Genomic DNA, 17,105 nt, shown 5'->3' with positions numbered 1-17,105 from the left:
AATTACTCCCAGACCTTTTCTAAATGTGCCGCCAAACGAGATAAGGGATAGCAAATCAGAAAATACAAAATAAAAATAAAACCATAAATCCAAAGAGAAGCACTCGGCACGGTCAACAGCGAGTTTTCAATAATTTGCTGGCCAACTTTAATGACTTCAACCACACCAATCAGGACTGCCAAAGAGCTGGTTTTCACCATTCGGGTAAATAAGTTAATCGCGCCTGGTGTTACTCGTTTTAGACTTTGCGGAAAAATGACATACACCAAGGCTTGAACATGGGTGAGTCCAAGTGCATAGGCCGAATCACGTTGATGCTGGTCAATTGAAGTAATAGCTGCACGAACCAAATCGCCCATTTCTGCCGTACCCCATAAAACAAATACAACAATGCATACCCACATTGCTGAAAACTGCCAGTTAAACCATGTCGCAAAGCCGAAATAAAACACAAATAGCAAAACTAAAATTGGAATGATTCGAATGGCTTCTAGATACAGGCGGCACAGCGATTTAACGACTATGTTTTTAGAAGTCATAATGACGCCGAAAACTGTGCCAAAAATTGCAGAGAAAAACACTGAAATAAATGCAATTTTTGCAGTTGCCCAAAGTCCCCACATTAGACGTTCGAGGTGACTCGCTTGAAATAGATAATCAAGTTCCATGGCTCACCTTCCGACTTTTGTGCTCCAGATAACTGGTTAAAATAGACACGGGCAATAAAATAATCAGATAAGCCATGATGAGTAAAAACAAAGCTTCCGTAGTTTTATAGTCCATGCCAATTAAGTCTTTGGTCACAAAAAGCAGCTCAACAACAGCAATTGCACTGACCACAGAACTTTCTTTAATTAGAAATAGGCAATTTGCCCCTATTGCCGGAATTGAAATGGCAAGCGCTTGAGGGAAAATGACATATCTAAAAATTTGAATCGGTTGTAGACCAATACTTTTTGCAGAGTCAATCTGCCCTTTGGCCACAGATTGCAAACCTGCTCGGAAAGCTTCGGCCATATAGCTTCCACCTAAAAAAGTCAGTCCGATCACACCGCAAGTGAAACCATCGATTTTGATACCGAGTTTTGGCAAACCGTAATACAAAAAGAACAGTTGAATTAATAAAGGGGTATTTCGAGATAACTCAATATAGAACTGGGCAATTCTATTTAGCACCCGCACGCGATATGTGATTAAAATGCTGCAAATCAGCCCTACAATAATCGCCAAAATAATGCTGATAATTGAAATTTTCAGCGTGGTCAAAGTTGCAGAGAAAAATTGCGGCAACACACTATGGATATACTGCCAGTTCAAGGAAAATTCCAACAAATAATATTAAAACGTTATAAATATTTAGCTTTCGTCAGCCATTAAATATTTGTGTAACAAGTTTATTTTTTTCCCAATTGGTCTAAAACTATTTTTATTAGATAAGCTTTTCTATAAGTTTGATAAATTCGATTTGGCAATCGCAAACCTTCAAATCAGTTGAATACAACTGCTTAAAACATGTTCACTAAAGCAAAGATGAGTAATAAAACCAATAAAAAAAATCGGACACCAACGCCCGATTTTTATTAAATGATTTTTAATCTATTGTTTATTTTCTAAGTACATCACCAATGCTTGGGTCTTTATCAAAAACCGATTTTGCATATGGGCAAAGTGGAATTACTTTTACGTCTTTTTCGCGAACAAAAGCTACCAAAGCATCAAGTAATTGGCGACCTACGCCTTGTCCACGATAATTTTCGTTTACATCTGTGGCATCAATAATTAGCATGCTTTCGCCTGCCCATGTATAAGTCATTTCGCCTGCAACGGTTTCACCATCAAGTAAGCTAAAGCTGCCGTGTTTTGTATCATCTTTTTGTTGAATATTCACAATGAATTCCTCGTATTACGACTCAAATTTATTTAAAAATGACTTTATATATCTTTATCTATAAGAACAAATTTAACTGTAAAAAAATAGCCTATTTTTAGCAGTGAGTCTGTATGCTTTTTAAATACAATTCATGCATAAAATTCATAATTCTATTCGTAATTCAGCGTCTAATCCTCTCAAATCATTGTTGTTAAGCTCTGCGACCAAATTTTATTCATTTCATTTATGAAAATTCAATGGTTTTGAGATTGGAACTTTTATGTCTTCTTTTCATCAAATTGAGCAAAGCACATATGAACATTCAACACCTGCCTGGGGTGCCGTCTTTGTAATGTCGCTCTGCTGTGCAGTATTAATTGCATCTGAGTTCATGCCTGTAAGTTTACTTACCCCCATCTCTTTAGATTTAAATATCAGTGAAGGCCAAGTGGGTCAAGCAATCGCAATTTCTGGTATTTTTGCTGTTATTACCAGCTTATCGATTAGCCGTGTATTTAAGGCATTGGACCGACGTCATATCATTTTATTACTCACCCTACTGATGATTGTCTCTGGCATAGTCATTACATTTGCCCATTCTGCGGCTTTGTTTATGTTGGGTCGTGCAATCTTAGGCGTAGTTATTGGTGGTTTTTGGGCAATGTCGACATCAATTGTCATGCGACTCGTTCCTCCGCTTTCAGTACCTAAAGCACTCGGTTTATTAAATGGCGGAAATGCGCTAGCCACCACAATTGCAGCACCATTAGGAAGCTTTTTGGGTTCAATTATTGGCTGGCGTGGCGCTTTTTTCTGTATTGTTCCTATCGCGATTGTTGCACTTATTTGGCAATTTAAAAGTATGCCCTCTCTTCCTGCAATATTGTCAGCTGAGAAATCTAAAAATCCATTTGCTTTACTAAAACGCCCAATTGTACTTTATGGGATGACCGGAATTTTATTACTCTTTATGGGCCAATTTGCGCTATTTACCTATCTACGCCCATTTCTAGAAACTGTTACTCATGTCGATGCGACAATGCTATCCATTTTATTATTAATATTGGGTTTAGCAGGTTTAGTGGGTACATTTGTAATTAGTTTAATTCTCCACCAACATGTTTATCGTTATCTGATTCTTATTCCATTGATCATGGCAGTGATTGCTGGAGCTTTTGTATTTGGTGGTGAGCATTTATGGTTTGTTGCCATATTGATGGGTTTCTGGGGCTTTATTGGAACGTCGGCACCTGTTGCGTGGAATACATGGCTTGCCCAAACACTACATCAAGATGCCGAAATTGGTGGTGGTTTGATGGTTGCGATTATTCAATTTGCAATTACTTTAGGTGCAACTATAGGTGGGTTGTTATATGACTTACATGGCTATAGCGCCACGTTCTATATGAGCGCAACTGTTTTGCTATTTGGCGCGATTACTGCTTATATTACATGGCGGAATGCTACTCACGTAACACATCAATAACCAACCGTAATGCAGGTGAAAGTTGTCTGCGATGTGGATAGTACAAATGGTATCCGGGAAACTGGATACTGTACTCTTCCAAAACTTGAATCAGCTTCCCCTCTTTTAAATCTTCTCGAATCAAATCTTCGGGAATATAAGCCAGTCCAAATCCAGCTCTAACCGCCTCGACGATATCGTAGCTTTCATTAAATATCCATTGCCCCTGAATTTTAACTTTTGTTTCTTGACCATCTTTCACAAATTCCCACGCATACACGCTGCCTTGGGTCGTTAAACGATAGCCAATACATTGATGATTGATTAAATCTTTAGGAGTATGAGGAATTCCATATTGTTCAAAATATGCTGGTGTTGCTATTACCGCCATTTTGACATCTGGACTAATGCGTACTGCAATCATGCCATCAGCTACGCGGCTTCCGAAACGAACGCCAGCATCAAAGCGTTCTGCCACAATATCGACCATGCCGCTATAGGCAGTCACTTCTACTTGTACATCAGGATAAACACCAGCAATCTTTTTAAGTTTTGGAATCAGCACTTCCCGTATCGCATGGCTGCTAGCATTAATCCGAACTGTACCAGCGGGTTGGTCTCGAAATGAAGTTAAAAGGGATAATTCATTATCAATCTGATCGAAGCTAGCACTAATTGTTTGTTTCAACCTTTCGCCTGCTGCTGTAGGTGAAACACTACGTGTAGTTCTGGTCAGGAGCAACATTCCCAAACGTTCTTCTAAACCCCGAATCGTATGGCTCAGCGCAGATTGTGAAATTCCCATTTTCCCAGCAGCCTTAGTAAAACTACCCTCTCTTGCCACCATTAAAAAAGCATAAAGATCATTATAGTTTTCTTTATTTATCATCTGCTTTATCTCTTATTGGGGAGTCAACCTCATTATAAAGGATAAAACCATTCATGAATATTACTCATAAGTCCATGTTTGTTTTTTAGACTAATTATTAAAAAGAAGATTCGTTAAAATCCATATCAAGCAGTAAATATGAAGATTTAAATAAACTGAGGCGATTATTATGAGTCATTTTATTATTGTAAAAAATTAATAAATTCCACTCATATCTTTACGTTAAAGAATAAATAGCTTCATTGCATTTATGTGCTTTTTCTTAAAGAAGCGAGGTGAGTTGATATGGCTAGTTATAAGTTTTTTAAAGGCTTAGTCAGCCTATGTTTTTTGTTCTCAGTGACTTCCGCTTCTTATGCAATAAAGCCTCAAGGTAAAAATCAACAAAGGGTATCGATGATGAAAATCCGTATTGATATTGATGGAACACAGCAACCACTATTTGCCACATTAGCTATAACACCTACTGTTGAAGATTTTATCAAACAGCTTCCACTGACATTAACACTTAAAGATTATGACGCTACCGAAAAAATAGCCGATCTACCCACCAAGCTAACTACACAAAACGCGCCTGATGGTTATGCGGGCAAGGCTGGTGATCTTACCTATTATGCTCCGTGGGGTAATCTGGCTTTTTTCTATAAAGACTCAGCTGTTGGTTACGCGAATGGCCTCATTTTTCTTGGGAAACTTGATGCTATTCCCCACGCATTCAAGCAAAAACAACCCATCAAAATTTCAATTTCCCAAATCGAATAAGCATCTATCTATTCACTCATTCACATTGTTTAAGTTGAGGTATTTATGACGACATCTCCCTTATTTAAAAAGCTTAAAACCCATACAGTGGTTGCAATTTGTGCAGCAACTATTGGTCTATTTTCTTCAACTTCAGCTATGGCGGCCGATATGTCTAATGGTGCAAATAATTTTTATCAAAGTCAGCAAGTGACTATTCAAAAAGTGACTTTTAAAAATCAATACAACATGGATATTGTCGGCAATCTGGTTATTCCCAAAAATTTGAATAAAAAGACTAAAGCCCCTGCAATTATAATTGGTCACCCTATGGGGGCTGTAAAAGAGCAAAGCTCTATGCTTTATGCACAAAAACTGGCTGAACAAGGTTTTGTGAGCTTAGCAATTGATCAATCATTTTGGGGTGAAAGCGCGGGCCAACCAAGAAATGTTGTGGCACCAGACATTTATGCAGAAGCGTTTAGTGCCGCTGTAGATTATTTGGGAACACAATCTTTCATTGATCCTAATAATATTGGTGTACTGGGTATTTGTGGAAGTGGGAGTTTTGTCATTAGTGCAGCAAAAATTGATCCGCGTATGAAAGCGATAGCAACTGTCAGCATGTATGATATGGGCGCAGCAAACCGCAATGGCTTACGTCACTCACAAACCCTAGAGCAGAGAAAGCAAATTGTTGCAGAAGCCGCTGCACAGCGTTACATTGAATTTAAAGGTGGTGAAACCAAATATACCAGCGGAACTACGCATGAGCTAACAGCAGATACACACCCTATTCAACGTGAATTTTACGACTTTTATCGTACTCCACGCGGAGAATATACGCCTAAAGGCTCATCGAGAGAGCTTACAACTCACCCAACGCTCACAAGTAATGTCAAATTTTTAAACTTCTACCCATTTAACGACATTGAAACGATTTCACCACGTCCGATGTTGTTTATTACAGGTGATCAGGCTCATTCAAAAGAGTTTAGTGAAGAAGCTTATAAGCTCGCAGGCCAACCTAAAGAGCTTTATTACGTTAAAGGCGCTGGACATGTTGATTTATATGATCGGGTCGATCTCATTCCATTTAATAAATTAACCAGTTTCTTTAAACAAAACTTGAAGTAATACAGATGATAGAGGCTCAACACGGGCCTCTAGCTTTTTAATTAACTTAATGAAACTCTTGCACCAAACTATTAATATGCGCCACGGCAGCAGTTCGGTTTTCAACACAAAGTTTTTCAAAAACATGCTCTAAATGTTTATTCACTGTCCGTGGACTCAGCTCCAAAATTTCTGCAATGTCTTTATTGGTTTTTCCTAACAACAACCAGTGCATGACTTCTGCCTCACGTTGAGTCAACTGCGGGCAATATTTCAAAATATCAGCCATTTCCAAAGCTGGTGTAGAGGTTTTTATCTGAATAAGATAATTTTTTGCCACACTTGGCTCATTCTCCCACGGCGTAAGCAATAAAAGCTGTAATTGCTGAGATGGTGTTGAATAAGAACAGCTGGTTAATTTTTTGGAGTCTTTTTCATGTTCTAAATCTGAAAACCAAGCTTTTAAACCTGCTTCAAAGCCTTCTAATTCAGGTAAATATTGATTTAGTAGATCACTAGCCTTTTGGGTTTTCCACACAATTTTACCGTGAACATCTAGCGCAAGAATGGCTGTTTCCGTTGCATCAATGACCTGTTTTTGTTGTTGCAATAGTTTGGCATGTGCCAAATGTGTTTTTACTCTTGCTAATACTTCTTCAATATTCAGTGGCTTGGTTACATAGTCCACCCCGCCGACCTGAAAACCACGCACAATATGCTCTGTCTCAGACAAACCTGTCATAAAAATGACGGGAATAAACTGCGTAATTGGGCTCGCTTTAAGCTGTATACAACTTTCAAAACCATCCATATGTGGCATATTGCCATCAAGCAAAATCATATCCGGTAAGCATCGGTGTGCTATTTCAATTGCACTTAACCCATCGGTTGTGACAAGTACGCGATAACCTGCCTGATCCAGACTCTCATGTAGCAAGCCTAAATTTTCCGGCACATCATCTACAATCAGAATAACAGCCTGCTCATTTGGCGAAGCTTGCTGAAAAGAAACATGTTGCGTACTCATTGCTTATCCTGAATTAATCGTTGCGCGTGTTTTAAATCAAACTTTTGAATAGCCTGTTCAAGCTGTTCCCATAACTCATTATGCTCTGGAAAATTTTGACGGCATTGCATTAAAGCCTGTTGAATTCCTCGAATGTACCCCTGTCCAATTAAATCATTTAACTGTTGCAAGCTTTGCGGTAAATCAAGCAGATCATTATTTTCTGGTCGTTGAATTGGTGTATGAACAGCAGCTTGCTCTTGCTTATATATATTTAAATCGAGTGCTTGAACTTCATTATTTTCAAGGAGTGTCTCTGATTTGGAATCAATCCACACCAAGCCCAACTTGTCTCCAATTTTACTCAGCAATAAATTGAGATCGATTGGTTTTAACATAAAGTCTTCACTTAAGACCGCATCTTGTGGGTTGACTTCACGCTCGCCTGCATTGGCCGAAATAATTAAGATCGGCACATTGGTAATATTATTCTGACGTAACAAACGCGCAGTTTCCCACCCGCCCATCAAAGGCATATTTAAATCCATCAAAATCAGGTTCGGCTGAAAAATAGGTACACGTCTTAAACAATCAATGCCCGACTCGGCTTCTTCAATCATAAATCCCAAAGGTTTGAGAAAATTAGCAACTAATCCTCGGTCCACCGCTTCATTATCGACAACCAAAATTCGTTTTCGTTCGCCTTGATAGCCTGTAATTTGGTTGGAGTAAACATTAGAAATCGGATGAACCACTTCTTTTGAAGGTAAGTAAAACTTAATCTTAAATTGTGAACCCTGATTGAGCTGACTAGTCACAGATAGCTGTCCACCGAGTAAATCGACCAACAATTTTACAATAGGTAGGCCTAGCCCTGTTCCGGTAAATCCACCTTGTACTACATTGCTGCCCCGTTCAAACGGGTTAAAGATTCGCTCTAAATCTGCCTCTGCAATACCACAGCCCGTATCTCTAATTTCAAAATAAGCCGTTTGAAAACGGTATTCGACTTTTAAAGTAATTGTGCCGCTTGTCGTAAACTTTAAAGCATTGCCCAGTAAATTGATGAGCACTTGCTCTAAGCGTTTTTTGTCGGTACGAACGTAGTGCGGTAAGTTATCTCCAATTTCATAAACAAACTGTAAATTCTTCTGTTCAAACTGTGGCTGAAACATTTGAATAATCTGTTCAATAAAATTGGGGAAATGCACATCCACTACATTTAAAGAAATCTTGCCTGTTTCAATGCGTGCTAAATCTAGTAAACCGTCAATGAGTGAAGTCAAATGCTGCCCACTACGGCTAATCACCCCGAGCGCCATTTTGCCTTGTTCAGAGAGTTGTTCTTGTTTTTGAAGTAATTGGCTATAGCCCAAAATACTATTTAGAGGCGTTCGTAATTCATGGCTAATGCCAATGACATAACGGCTTTTTGCATCATTGGCCCGTTCTGCTGCTATTCTGGCGTCTTGTAAGTCTTTTGAAGTGACTTCATGGGCAGCAATTTCATCAATCAATAATGCTGTTTGCTGATGCGTTTCGATTTCGGCATTACGTCGGCTTTCATCGTTTAGTACTAACCACCATGCTGCAACACTCATCAATAAAAATAAAATGGTGTAAATTTTTACAAACAGTGTAAATAACTGCGGAACGGCTGCGGCATTAATGGTTTCTAAATAGGTTTTTTCTTGGATATAAACCAGACTTAAACTCACTGCCAAAACAATAGACAACCCTAAAGTCAGTAATAAATACAAACTGACCCTGCTATTTAAACGGCTAGCCCAACGTTCTGGTAAATAGTGCCAGATGGCTTTTTTGAGCTGAACTGACCAACGTGCATCGGGTTTACATAAATCGTGACAGCGGGCTTCAAGTGAACAGCATAGAGAGCAAATCGTACCGTTATAGGCTGGGCAGCCCGCCATATCAGCAAGCTCATAATCCCGTTCACATACCACACAGTTAGCAACCGACGTCGCCTGAATTTTTTCAGGCTGGCGTGCAATGTAATATTTGCCTTTGGTTAGGTAAGCAATAATAGGAACGCATAAAACCGCACTCCCCAAAGCAATGAAACTTGCTAAACCTTTCGCCATCAATCCGAAAAAGCCCAAATAGCTCAGCATCGATAACACTGAAGCAATCAGTAAAGCGCCCACGCCTACGGGGTTGATGTCATATAAGTAAGCACGACGAAATTCAATTCCTTTCGGGCTTAAACCTAAAGGTTTACAGATAATTAAATCGGCAACAACGGCACCAATCCATGCCAAAGCGATATTGCTATATAGCCCCAAAATGCGTTCAACCGCATGGCTAATGCCCATTTCCATCAAAACAATGGCAATAAACACGTTAAAAAGAAGCCAGACAATTCGTCCCGGATGGCTATGAGTTAAGCGCGCAAAAAAGTTAGACCATGCCAATGAACCAGCGTAGGCATTGGTCATATTAATTTTAATTTGCGCCAAGCAAACCAGTGCTAGAGTCAATATTAACGCTAGCTGAGGATTTGGAATAAATTGTTGATAGGCAACCCAATACAAATATGTAGGATTGTCTAGTTCAGAGACAGGAGTAAACAGCTGAAAAGCCAACACCATCAGTAGCATGCCCATCAAAACTTTTAGAAATCCGAAAATAATCCATGACGGACCACCTAAAAAAACGGCAAAACGCCATGCAGTTCTATTCTTTTCTTTTTGCGGTAAGAAACGTAAATAGTCGGCTTGCTCACCAATTTGGATCACAAATGAAAAAATAAGAGTGCACGCCGCACCAAAGTAATACAGATTAAAATCGGTCGAGTTTGAAACTGCCCCAACAAAATGCAGACTACTACTTAAAATTTGTGGTTGTTTCCAAAGTACAAAAAACCACGGTAATAACAGCAATAAGAGCCAGATTGGCTGAGTGACTGCCTGAACTTTGTTAATAAAACCAATGCCTTTGACCACTAAAGGCAAAATCACTAAGGCAGAAATTAAGTAACCAATAACTTGCGGAATGCCTAAGGCCAGCTCAAGTGCCATCGCCATAATTGCGGCTTCAAATGCAAGCAAAATAAAGGTAAAGCTGGCATAAATCAGAGATGTAATGGTCGAGCCAATGTAGCCAAAACCTGCACCACGAGTAAGCAAATCAACATCTACATTATATTTTGCGGCGTAGTAACTAATCGGCCAACTGGTTAAAAATATAATGGTACATACGACAATTGCTGCCCATAATGCATTGCTAAAGCCATACTGCCAAAGCATGGTCGCCCCAATGGCTTCCATAGCCAAAAAGCTAACGGTCGAGATTGCGGTATTAGTTACCGTCCAAGGCGACCATTTTCGTACTGAGGTAGGTGCATAGCGAAGCGCATAATCTTCGATACTTTCATCTGCCACCCAAATATTATATTCACGGCGTGTTTTGATCACACGTTGTGGCGCTTGTTGGGGGCGTGAAGAATCTGGCATAACACTCATGTTTGGCATGTGGCTGCATTAAACCCAGCAATCCTTATGCCAAAAGTCATTTATCATGGCGATTTTTTCTAATACGCACATATACGCAAAATAACGTATTTTCAATTTTCCCCAAAAATCACACACTCAAAACCATCAAAAAACAATGATCAATATTTGTGTTGATTGACCGAAAATGATTGGGAGATTGATGTTATGAGTGTATCTGAACATCCAAATCTGGACACTGTGCAAGGTACAGATTCACAAAAAGCAGTGAATGAAACCTTAGAAGATTATACTTTACGTTATGCTCCACACAGCTTTCGGCGCTGGAGTCCCAAAGTTGTTGCTATTACTGCACTTGGTGGTATTGCCTATCTTGCTGACTTTTCTATTGGTGCCAGTATTGGTATGTCTTATGGAACAACCAATGCTGTTTTCTCCATTTTATTTGCAGCGATTATTATCTTCTTAACCGGCATTCCTTTAGCCTACTACGCAGCTCGCTATAACATCGACCTTGACTTGATTACCCGCGGTGCAGGTTTTGGTTATATCGGTTCGGTCCTAACCAGTATCATTTTCGCCAGTTTCACCTTTATTTTCTTTGCCCTTGAAGGTTCAATCATGGCGCAAGGGTTATTGCTCGGTTTAGGCATTCCGCTTTGGGCAGGTTACCTCATCTCAACCGTTATGGTCATTCCACTCGTCATTTACGGCATGAAAGCTTTAAGTAAATTACAAGTCTGGACTACCCCACTTTGGCTCGTTCTAATGATTGGTCCTGTGGCCTATCTGATTTACCAAGAACCTACCTTAGTTAGCCAGTTTGCAACTTTTACAGGTCATGAAGGTTTTGCACCTGTAGATATGGCAGCGATCATGCTTGGTGCGGGTATATGCTTATCCCTAATTATGCAAATCGGTGAGCAAATTGACTACCTACGCTTCATGCCTGCAAAAACAAAAGAAAATAGCAAAGCATGGTGGGCTGCAGTTATTTCAGCAGGTCCGGGCTGGGTGATTTTAGGGGCGATTAAACAAATTATTGGGGCATTTTTAGGTTTCTATTTACTCACTAAAATACCGGGCGTAAACAGCACTGAACCTGTTCAACAGTTTAATGCGGCGTTTCATGACATGCTTCCGGGCTGGGCGGCTTTAACACTTGCGGTTATTTTGGTGGTTATTTCTCAAATTAAAATTAATGTGACCAATGCTTACTCTGGTTCCCTTGCATGGACAAGTGCCTACACTCGTATTAGCAAACATTATCCTGGTCGTATTGTCTTTGTGATTGTAAACTTGGCAATTGCACTTGCTTTGATGGAAGGCAACATGTTTGCGGTACTGGGTAAAATCTTAGGATTCTATTCAAACTTTGCAATTGCTTGGGTGGTGGTGGTTGCAACAGACATCTCAATCAACAAATATGTTTTAAAACTTTCACCAAAAGAACCGGAATACCGTCGTGACATGCTCTACAACGTAAACCCTGTCGGTATGGTTGCCTTCCTTGTATCAGCAGGTTTATCGATTGCAGCATTCTTCGGATTATTGGGTAGTTTCTTAGCACCTTACTCTCCAATTATTGCACTTGTACTTGCCTTTGTACTAACACCAATCATGGGCCTATTAACCAAAGGAAAATACTACATCAAGTCACACGATGACGGCGTTAAAGAACCACGTTACGATGCTGAAGGTACACCAGTAGCAACTGTTTATCACTGCCGCGTATGTGAGCAAGGCTATGAGCGTCCAGATATTATGTTCTCTCACAAACATAACGGTACAATTTGTTCTTTGTGTAAAACACTCGACGCTTAGCCCCCTTTACCAATTAAAAAAGAAGCTTTAAAGCTTCTTTTTTTACATCTGATGATTTAGCCAATAGGAAATAAACGCTCAGGCACCACATCTTTCATCACAATGGTTGAGATGAGCCGTTGCACACTTGGAATAGCAGATAATTTTTCGTCATATAAACGCTGAAAAGCTGGTAAATCTCTAGCAACAACATGGAGTAAATAGTCAGGTTCACCAAACAAACGCTGTGCCTGAATAATTTGCGGAATCTCAATCACGGCATTTTCAAACTTCTCAACTGCCTGTTTATCGCCTTCTTTAAGCGTAATAAAAACAATCGCTGAAAACTCAAAACCGACTAAGTTTGGGTCAAGTTCTGCCCGATAGCCTTTGATAGCTCCCGACTCTTCTAAAGCCTTCACTCGTCTGTGACAAGGTGAAATGCTCAAACCAACTTTTTCTGCCAACTCAGTGATAGATAATCGGCCATTTAATTGCAATTCAGCAAGAATCTTTTTATCCGTGCGATCCATTTAGAAAAATTTACCCCAAATGTATGTGATATGAGCAAACATTTAAAAGCACATTCTAAATACATGAGCATATTATTTTCAACAAGCTCGAATAAATAGGGATTTTTTCTAAACCACGGGCGAAACCTTTGGAAAATAGTTTGCCGAGATAAGCATATGGCTTTTAACATTTTTATTGCATTTTGGAGTGTCTCCATTCTTTTTATTATTACGCCAGGGGCAGACTGGGCCTACGCCATTTCCGCAGGTATTAAGGGTAAAGTCGTCGTCCCCGCTGTTGCAGGTATGCTATTCGGGCACTTTATTACGATTTTATTGGTAGCGGCTGGTGTTGGTCTGCTTGTAGCAAATAACCCAACTGCTCTGATGATCCTAACAATTGCAGGTTCTGCTTATTTGCTATGGATGGGAATAAACTTATTACTTACCCCTCCAACTCCGAACGAGTCTGATTCTGAAAAGGCTCAGTCATGGTTAAGTTGGGCAACCAAAGGCGTTTACGTGAGTGGATTAAACCCGAAAGTTTTTTTGCTCTTTTTAGCCCTGCTTCCTCAATTTATTGACACGACTGCTTCATGGTCCGTAACTACACAGATTCTTGCCTTCGGTGTTGTGCACATGATTAGCTGCGCGATTATTTACTTAATGGTGGGTTATGGTTCAGAGGCTATTTTGAAAACCAGACCACAAGCAGCACAGTTAGTGGGCCGTTTTTCGGGCGGTTTGATGGTTGTTATCGCAACATGTTTATTGATTGGACAAATTTAAAAGTCATTTAGGAAAAAGTTACTGACTCACTTTTCGGGTCGGTAACTTAAATAATAAATATAAGAAAAATTTATCTCATTCGTTTAAGGTTATAGGTCACGACTCCCCAAATCACCAGTTCTTGCCCCTCTTCAATATAAATATTTTGATAATCAGGATTTTCTGCTTTTAGCCACACTTTAGGGGGTTGAAATTGGGTATCAATCATTAAGCGCTTCACAGTGAAATCATTGTCGATAAGTGCAATCACAATATCGCCCGATTTAGCAGGAATACTACGGTCCACAATAAGCGGATCATCAATATCAATTCCGGCATCTAACATAGACAACGAATTGGCTTTCACAATAAACGTAGCATTTTCATTTCTAATCAAATATTCATTTAAATCAAGAGCTTGCTCTATATCGTCTTGCGCTGGTGATGGGAAACCCGCAGCAACACGTTCTGTCGCCAAAGGAATGTGGTAAATTTTATCGTTGTTCGGATGGACCTGCTGTATCTTTAGTTTTGAAGTGAAATCTGTCTGGTGATCGGTTTTGACATTATTCAGTAACCAATTTTTGATAAAGTTGACTTGAGATTCAGGAACACGAATCACTTTAGTGGGTTCATTGAACTGTGCTTTACGGCCGGCGTTTTCCCGTGCACCGCCATGCTCGAATTCTTTCTTCTTTGGCATATCTCCTCCATTTCACCGTTCAAATCCTACACAAACAATGTAGCTTGAAAAAGTTACATTTTCAAGTTGACGAAATATTTTTTTTGCATAACAATAAATTTCATGATCAGATTTTAATCCATTTTGCTTTTAACAGGGATGTTAAAACGGAAATGGTAAGTTGAAGAGAATCAAAACCTATTGTGAAATAGTCCTTATTACTGACTGTTTTGATTTTTATCAATGAAATTCTGAACACTTAAATATGAGTTAGATTCAGTTTTTGGTATGGAGACATGCGAAATGAAAAATCAACGTGATGCAGTTTTAGGTTATGCAGATGAACAACATGCCTACTATATCCGTCTTATTGAAAATGATGCGGTATTAGGCGAAAGCTATGGAATTTTCTGTGAAAATCCGGAAAGTGAAGCAGCCGAAAGTATTATGACGACACTATTTTTAAAGAAATCATTTTGGTTAAATGGCTCAGAATTCACAGATATTGTAAAAGGCTTACATCCCCTTACCCATTCATAAGTTTAAAATAATAAAAATAAAGGAGGCATAATGCCTCCTTTATTCTCAAAAACTGTTTGCTTAAGACGTAAAGCGTCCATAAGCATCGCGTTTTTGATTACGAGAGTTCTGACCACGACCATCTGAACGGCCACGGCGGTCATCATCGTCGTCGTCGTCATCACGACGGCTGCGACCACGACCTCGACCACCTGAACGACCGCGATCATCATCTTCATCGTCGTCATCATAACGACTGCGGCCACGGCCTCGGCCACCTGAACGACCACGGTCATCATCTTCGTCATCATCGTCGCGACGGCTGCGACCACGACCTCGACCGCCTGAACGGCCACGGTCATCATCTTCATCGTCGTCATCATAACGGCTGCGACCACGACCTCGTCCACCTGAACGACCGCGATCATCATCTTCATCGTCGTCATCACGACGGCTGCGACCACGGCCTCGGCCACCTGAACGGCCACGGTCATCATCTTCATCGTCGTCATCATAACGGCTGCGACCACGACCTCGGCCACCTGAGCGACCGCGATCATCATCTTCATCGTCGTCATCACGACGGCTGCGACCACGACCTCGACCGCCTGAACGACCGCGATCATCATCTTCATCGTCATCATCACGGCGGCTGCGACCACGACCTCGGCCACCTGAACGACCGCGATCATCATCTTCATCGTCATCATCACGGCTGCGGCCACGACCTCGACCGCCTGAACGACCGCGATCATCATCTTCATCGTCATCATCACGGCGGCTGCGACCACGACCTCGGCCACCTGAACGACCGCGATCATCATCTTCATCGTCGTCATCACGACTGCGGCCACGGCCTCGGCCACCTGAACGACCGCGATCATCATCTTCGTCGTCATCATCACGACCGCGACCACGGCCTCGACCGCCTGAGCGACCGCGATCATCATCTTCGTCGTCATCATCATAACGACTGCGGCCACGGCCTCGACCGCTTGAACGGCCGCGGTCATCATCTTCGTCGTCATCATAACGGCTGCGACCACGACCATTACGATCATCGTTTTTATGACTTAAAGCACCAGCTTCACGGGCCTCTTCTGAGGTAAATTCATGTGCGTTACCACTGGCATGTGCAGCACGGCCAGCTTCACGAGCTTCTTCTGAAGTAAATTCATGCGCATTGCCACTGGCATGTGCAGCTCGCCCACCTTTACTGGCTATTTCTCTGACTCTTTCAGGATCCATACTTGCAAATCCACGATTTGAAGTACCTGAACTATTGTTATCATCTTCATATCTAGTATTAGCCATAGTTATATCTTCCTATATTAAAATTATAAGTCGCTACCGCTTTTATTGAACGGATAAATTTAAGATAAGAGATTTAAATTATTTTTATACCCATGCTATGTTTCAATCTTTTTAAATGTATATAATTTAAATTTCAAATAAAAACTCTAACTTCATTATTTAAATAAAGATTTCCTTAGTTAAAATATTTATAAATTATTAGCTAATTTTACTTTTTAAATACTCACCATACTTATTATTACTCAAACCTACATAACAATATATTTTTACAAATGCATTTAAAAATTCAGGCTAAATAACACAAACTTTCATAACGTACAAATCAATAAAAAACAAAAACATCTTCACTATTGAAGAAACAAACCTAAAATATAATTAAAATTATTTAAAAACAATAACATAAACTATTACTTTTACATAAAAACTTTACTTGAGTGATTAAAATCAAGATTTAAAATTAACATATAATATTTGTGAGAAAAGAATGATGCAACCTATTCATACACACTCAACGCTACAATATATTCATATTTCTGTACCTGAAATTTTACTCAGTAATATTCAAATAAAAAATTCTTGGCAAGATTATAACCAAGAATGGAGCTATAGATTAGACCCGCCTCACGCAAGCCATCCTTTTCAGAGAGACTTGTATATTATTAAATCAAAAAATATTGAAACGGAAGATATAAAAAAATTACTAGATAATACAGTTTTTAAAAACAGTAAAAATAAAGATGACTTAAAAAATATAGTCGAAGCGGAAACAGTAATAAAAGAAATTTTAGATTTATCTAATTATATACCTATAGAAAATTGGCTAAATGATACAGGTAATCGATCAATTGTTGAAAGTATGATTGATAAAAACAAGGTTAAGTTATTGGATATTATCTAACCTAACTTGATATGTTATATTTTTTTACATCCTTATATATAAAATAACAAAG

17 protein-coding genes are annotated in these 17,105 nt (G+C 39.6%); 8 read left to right on the top strand and 9 right to left on the bottom strand.

Features of this window, described 5'->3' with window-relative positions; genetic code table 11:
* Window positions 1-2: 2 nt before the first annotated feature.
* A complete protein-coding gene (locus tag EGS71_RS21095; protein WP_000418069.1) occupies window positions 3-668 on the bottom strand; it encodes an amino acid ABC transporter permease in 666 nt (221 codons plus the stop codon).
* The gene (locus EGS71_RS21090) at window positions 658-1,317 is read right to left on the bottom strand and encodes an amino acid ABC transporter permease (protein WP_001104467.1); all 660 of its coding nucleotides are present in this window, start codon (window positions 1,315-1,317) and stop codon (window positions 658-660) included. Before EGS71_RS21090 ends, EGS71_RS21095 begins: the two co-directional genes overlap by 11 nt.
* A gap of 64 nt (window positions 1,318-1,381) precedes the next feature.
* On the opposite strand from EGS71_RS21090, the gene EGS71_RS21085 reads away from it, so the two are divergent.
* A complete protein-coding gene (locus EGS71_RS21085) occupies window positions 1,382-1,495 on the top strand; it encodes a hypothetical protein (RefSeq protein ID WP_085944081.1) in 114 nt (37 codons plus the stop codon).
* A gap of 108 nt (window positions 1,496-1,603) precedes the next feature.
* Here the strand turns inward: EGS71_RS21085 and EGS71_RS21080 are convergent, their stop codons facing one another.
* A complete protein-coding gene (locus EGS71_RS21080) occupies window positions 1,604-1,888 on the bottom strand; it encodes a GNAT family N-acetyltransferase (protein WP_001025680.1) in 285 nt (94 codons plus the stop codon).
* A gap of 262 nt (window positions 1,889-2,150) precedes the next feature.
* On the opposite strand from EGS71_RS21080, the gene EGS71_RS21075 reads away from it, so the two are divergent.
* Window positions 2,151-3,356: an MFS transporter gene (locus EGS71_RS21075; protein ID WP_000093900.1), complete on the top strand. Its 1,206-nt coding sequence runs from the start codon at window positions 2,151-2,153 to the stop codon at window positions 3,354-3,356.
* Here the strand turns inward: EGS71_RS21075 and EGS71_RS21070 are convergent.
* Entirely contained in the window at window positions 3,334-4,224 is an 891-nt protein-coding gene (locus EGS71_RS21070) for a LysR family transcriptional regulator (RefSeq protein WP_000608483.1), read from the bottom strand. The genes EGS71_RS21075 and EGS71_RS21070 overlap by 23 nt on opposite strands.
* A gap of 285 nt (window positions 4,225-4,509) precedes the next feature.
* On the opposite strand from EGS71_RS21070, the gene EGS71_RS21065 reads away from it, so the two are divergent.
* Complete coding sequence (locus EGS71_RS21065; RefSeq protein ID WP_000179387.1) at window positions 4,510-4,986, top strand: cyclophilin-like fold protein; 477 nt, start codon at window positions 4,510-4,512, stop codon at window positions 4,984-4,986.
* Between the two features lie 45 nt (window positions 4,987-5,031).
* Window positions 5,032-6,102, top strand: a complete 1,071-nt coding sequence (locus tag EGS71_RS21060; protein WP_002009271.1) for an alpha/beta hydrolase — start codon at window positions 5,032-5,034, stop codon at window positions 6,100-6,102.
* Between the two features lie 46 nt (window positions 6,103-6,148).
* Here the strand turns inward: EGS71_RS21060 and EGS71_RS21055 are convergent, their stop codons facing one another.
* Together EGS71_RS21055 and EGS71_RS21050 are read right to left on the bottom strand one after the other, a co-directional pair.
* A complete protein-coding gene (locus EGS71_RS21055) occupies window positions 6,149-7,108 on the bottom strand; it encodes a response regulator transcription factor (protein ID WP_000107134.1) in 960 nt (319 codons plus the stop codon).
* Window positions 7,105-10,569, bottom strand: a complete 3,465-nt coding sequence (locus tag EGS71_RS21050; protein ID WP_000115395.1) for an ATP-binding protein — start codon at window positions 10,567-10,569, stop codon at window positions 7,105-7,107. Before EGS71_RS21050 ends, EGS71_RS21055 begins: the two co-directional genes overlap by 4 nt.
* A 195-nt stretch (window positions 10,570-10,764) precedes the next feature.
* Between EGS71_RS21050 and EGS71_RS21045 the strand changes: the two genes are divergently transcribed.
* Complete coding sequence (locus tag EGS71_RS21045; protein ID WP_000116432.1) at window positions 10,765-12,381, top strand: purine-cytosine permease family protein; 1,617 nt, start codon at window positions 10,765-10,767, stop codon at window positions 12,379-12,381.
* Window positions 12,382-12,437: 56 nt separating this feature from the next.
* Here the strand turns inward: EGS71_RS21045 and EGS71_RS21040 are convergent, their stop codons facing one another.
* Complete coding sequence (locus tag EGS71_RS21040) at window positions 12,438-12,893, bottom strand: Lrp/AsnC family transcriptional regulator (protein ID WP_000376215.1); 456 nt, start codon at window positions 12,891-12,893, stop codon at window positions 12,438-12,440.
* A gap of 156 nt (window positions 12,894-13,049) precedes the next feature.
* Between EGS71_RS21040 and EGS71_RS21035 the strand changes: the two genes are divergently transcribed.
* Window positions 13,050-13,661 carry a LysE family translocator gene (locus tag EGS71_RS21035; protein WP_000885224.1) on the top strand — a complete coding sequence of 204 codons (612 nt, stop codon included), beginning with the start codon at window positions 13,050-13,052 and terminating at the stop codon, window positions 13,659-13,661.
* 70 nt (window positions 13,662-13,731) lie between these two features.
* Here EGS71_RS21035 and EGS71_RS21030 read toward each other — a convergent pair whose 3' ends face one another.
* Window positions 13,732-14,343: a LexA family protein gene (locus EGS71_RS21030; protein WP_001124835.1), complete on the bottom strand. Its 612-nt coding sequence runs from the start codon at window positions 14,341-14,343 to the stop codon at window positions 13,732-13,734.
* Window positions 14,344-14,625: 282 nt separating this feature from the next.
* Here EGS71_RS21030 and EGS71_RS21025 point away from each other — a divergent pair, with 282 nt between their 5' ends.
* Window positions 14,626-14,862 (top strand): hypothetical protein, encoded by a 237-nt coding sequence (locus EGS71_RS21025; RefSeq protein ID WP_000795915.1) that lies wholly within the window; start codon window positions 14,626-14,628, stop codon window positions 14,860-14,862.
* Window positions 14,863-14,922: 60 nt separating this feature from the next.
* Here EGS71_RS21025 and EGS71_RS22900 read toward each other — a convergent pair whose 3' ends face one another.
* Window positions 14,923-16,155 carry a KGG domain-containing protein gene (locus EGS71_RS22900; protein ID WP_000024215.1) on the bottom strand — a complete coding sequence of 411 codons (1,233 nt, stop codon included), beginning with the start codon at window positions 16,153-16,155 and terminating at the stop codon, window positions 14,923-14,925.
* A gap of 484 nt (window positions 16,156-16,639) precedes the next feature.
* On the opposite strand from EGS71_RS22900, the gene EGS71_RS21015 reads away from it, so the two are divergent.
* Window positions 16,640-17,053: a DUF6367 family protein gene (locus EGS71_RS21015; protein ID WP_000983537.1), complete on the top strand. Its 414-nt coding sequence runs from the start codon at window positions 16,640-16,642 to the stop codon at window positions 17,051-17,053.
* The last annotated feature ends 52 nt before the right edge of the window (window positions 17,054-17,105 follow it).

The sequence above is a fragment of the Acinetobacter sp. FDAARGOS_559 genome, assembly GCF_003940475.1.
Taxonomy (GTDB): domain Bacteria; phylum Pseudomonadota; class Gammaproteobacteria; order Pseudomonadales; family Moraxellaceae; genus Acinetobacter; species Acinetobacter baumannii.
Note: the sequence above shows the minus strand (reverse complement) of the source record. Positions and strands in the feature narration are given on the sequence as shown.

What these genes read in the sequence shown, in the direction of transcription:
- EGS71_RS21060 (WP_002009271.1), top strand. Translation starts at nt 5,032, where the DNA reads ATGACGACATCTCCCTTATTTAAAAAGCTTAAAACCCATACAGTGGTT.
- EGS71_RS22900 (WP_000024215.1), bottom strand. Translation starts at nt 16,155, where the DNA reads ATGGCTAATACTAGATATGAAGATGATAACAATAGTTCAGGTACTTCA.
- EGS71_RS21055 (WP_000107134.1), bottom strand. Translation starts at nt 7,108, where the DNA reads ATGAGTACGCAACATGTTTCTTTTCAGCAAGCTTCGCCAAATGAGCAG.
- EGS71_RS21025 (WP_000795915.1), top strand. Translation starts at nt 14,626, where the DNA reads ATGAAAAATCAACGTGATGCAGTTTTAGGTTATGCAGATGAACAACAT.
- EGS71_RS21030 (WP_001124835.1), bottom strand. Translation starts at nt 14,343, where the DNA reads ATGCCAAAGAAGAAAGAATTCGAGCATGGCGGTGCACGGGAAAACGCC.
- EGS71_RS21050 (WP_000115395.1), bottom strand. Translation starts at nt 10,569, where the DNA reads ATGAGTGTTATGCCAGATTCTTCACGCCCCCAACAAGCGCCACAACGT.
- EGS71_RS21015 (WP_000983537.1), top strand. Translation starts at nt 16,640, where the DNA reads ATGATGCAACCTATTCATACACACTCAACGCTACAATATATTCATATT.
- EGS71_RS21045 (WP_000116432.1), top strand. Translation starts at nt 10,765, where the DNA reads ATGAGTGTATCTGAACATCCAAATCTGGACACTGTGCAAGGTACAGAT.
- EGS71_RS21095 (WP_000418069.1), bottom strand. Translation starts at nt 668, where the DNA reads ATGGAACTTGATTATCTATTTCAAGCGAGTCACCTCGAACGTCTAATG.
- EGS71_RS21035 (WP_000885224.1), top strand. Translation starts at nt 13,050, where the DNA reads ATGGCTTTTAACATTTTTATTGCATTTTGGAGTGTCTCCATTCTTTTT.
- EGS71_RS21065 (WP_000179387.1), top strand. Translation starts at nt 4,510, where the DNA reads ATGGCTAGTTATAAGTTTTTTAAAGGCTTAGTCAGCCTATGTTTTTTG.
- EGS71_RS21040 (WP_000376215.1), bottom strand. Translation starts at nt 12,893, where the DNA reads ATGGATCGCACGGATAAAAAGATTCTTGCTGAATTGCAATTAAATGGC.
- EGS71_RS21075 (WP_000093900.1), top strand. Translation starts at nt 2,151, where the DNA reads ATGTCTTCTTTTCATCAAATTGAGCAAAGCACATATGAACATTCAACA.
- EGS71_RS21070 (WP_000608483.1), bottom strand. Translation starts at nt 4,224, where the DNA reads ATGATAAATAAAGAAAACTATAATGATCTTTATGCTTTTTTAATGGTG.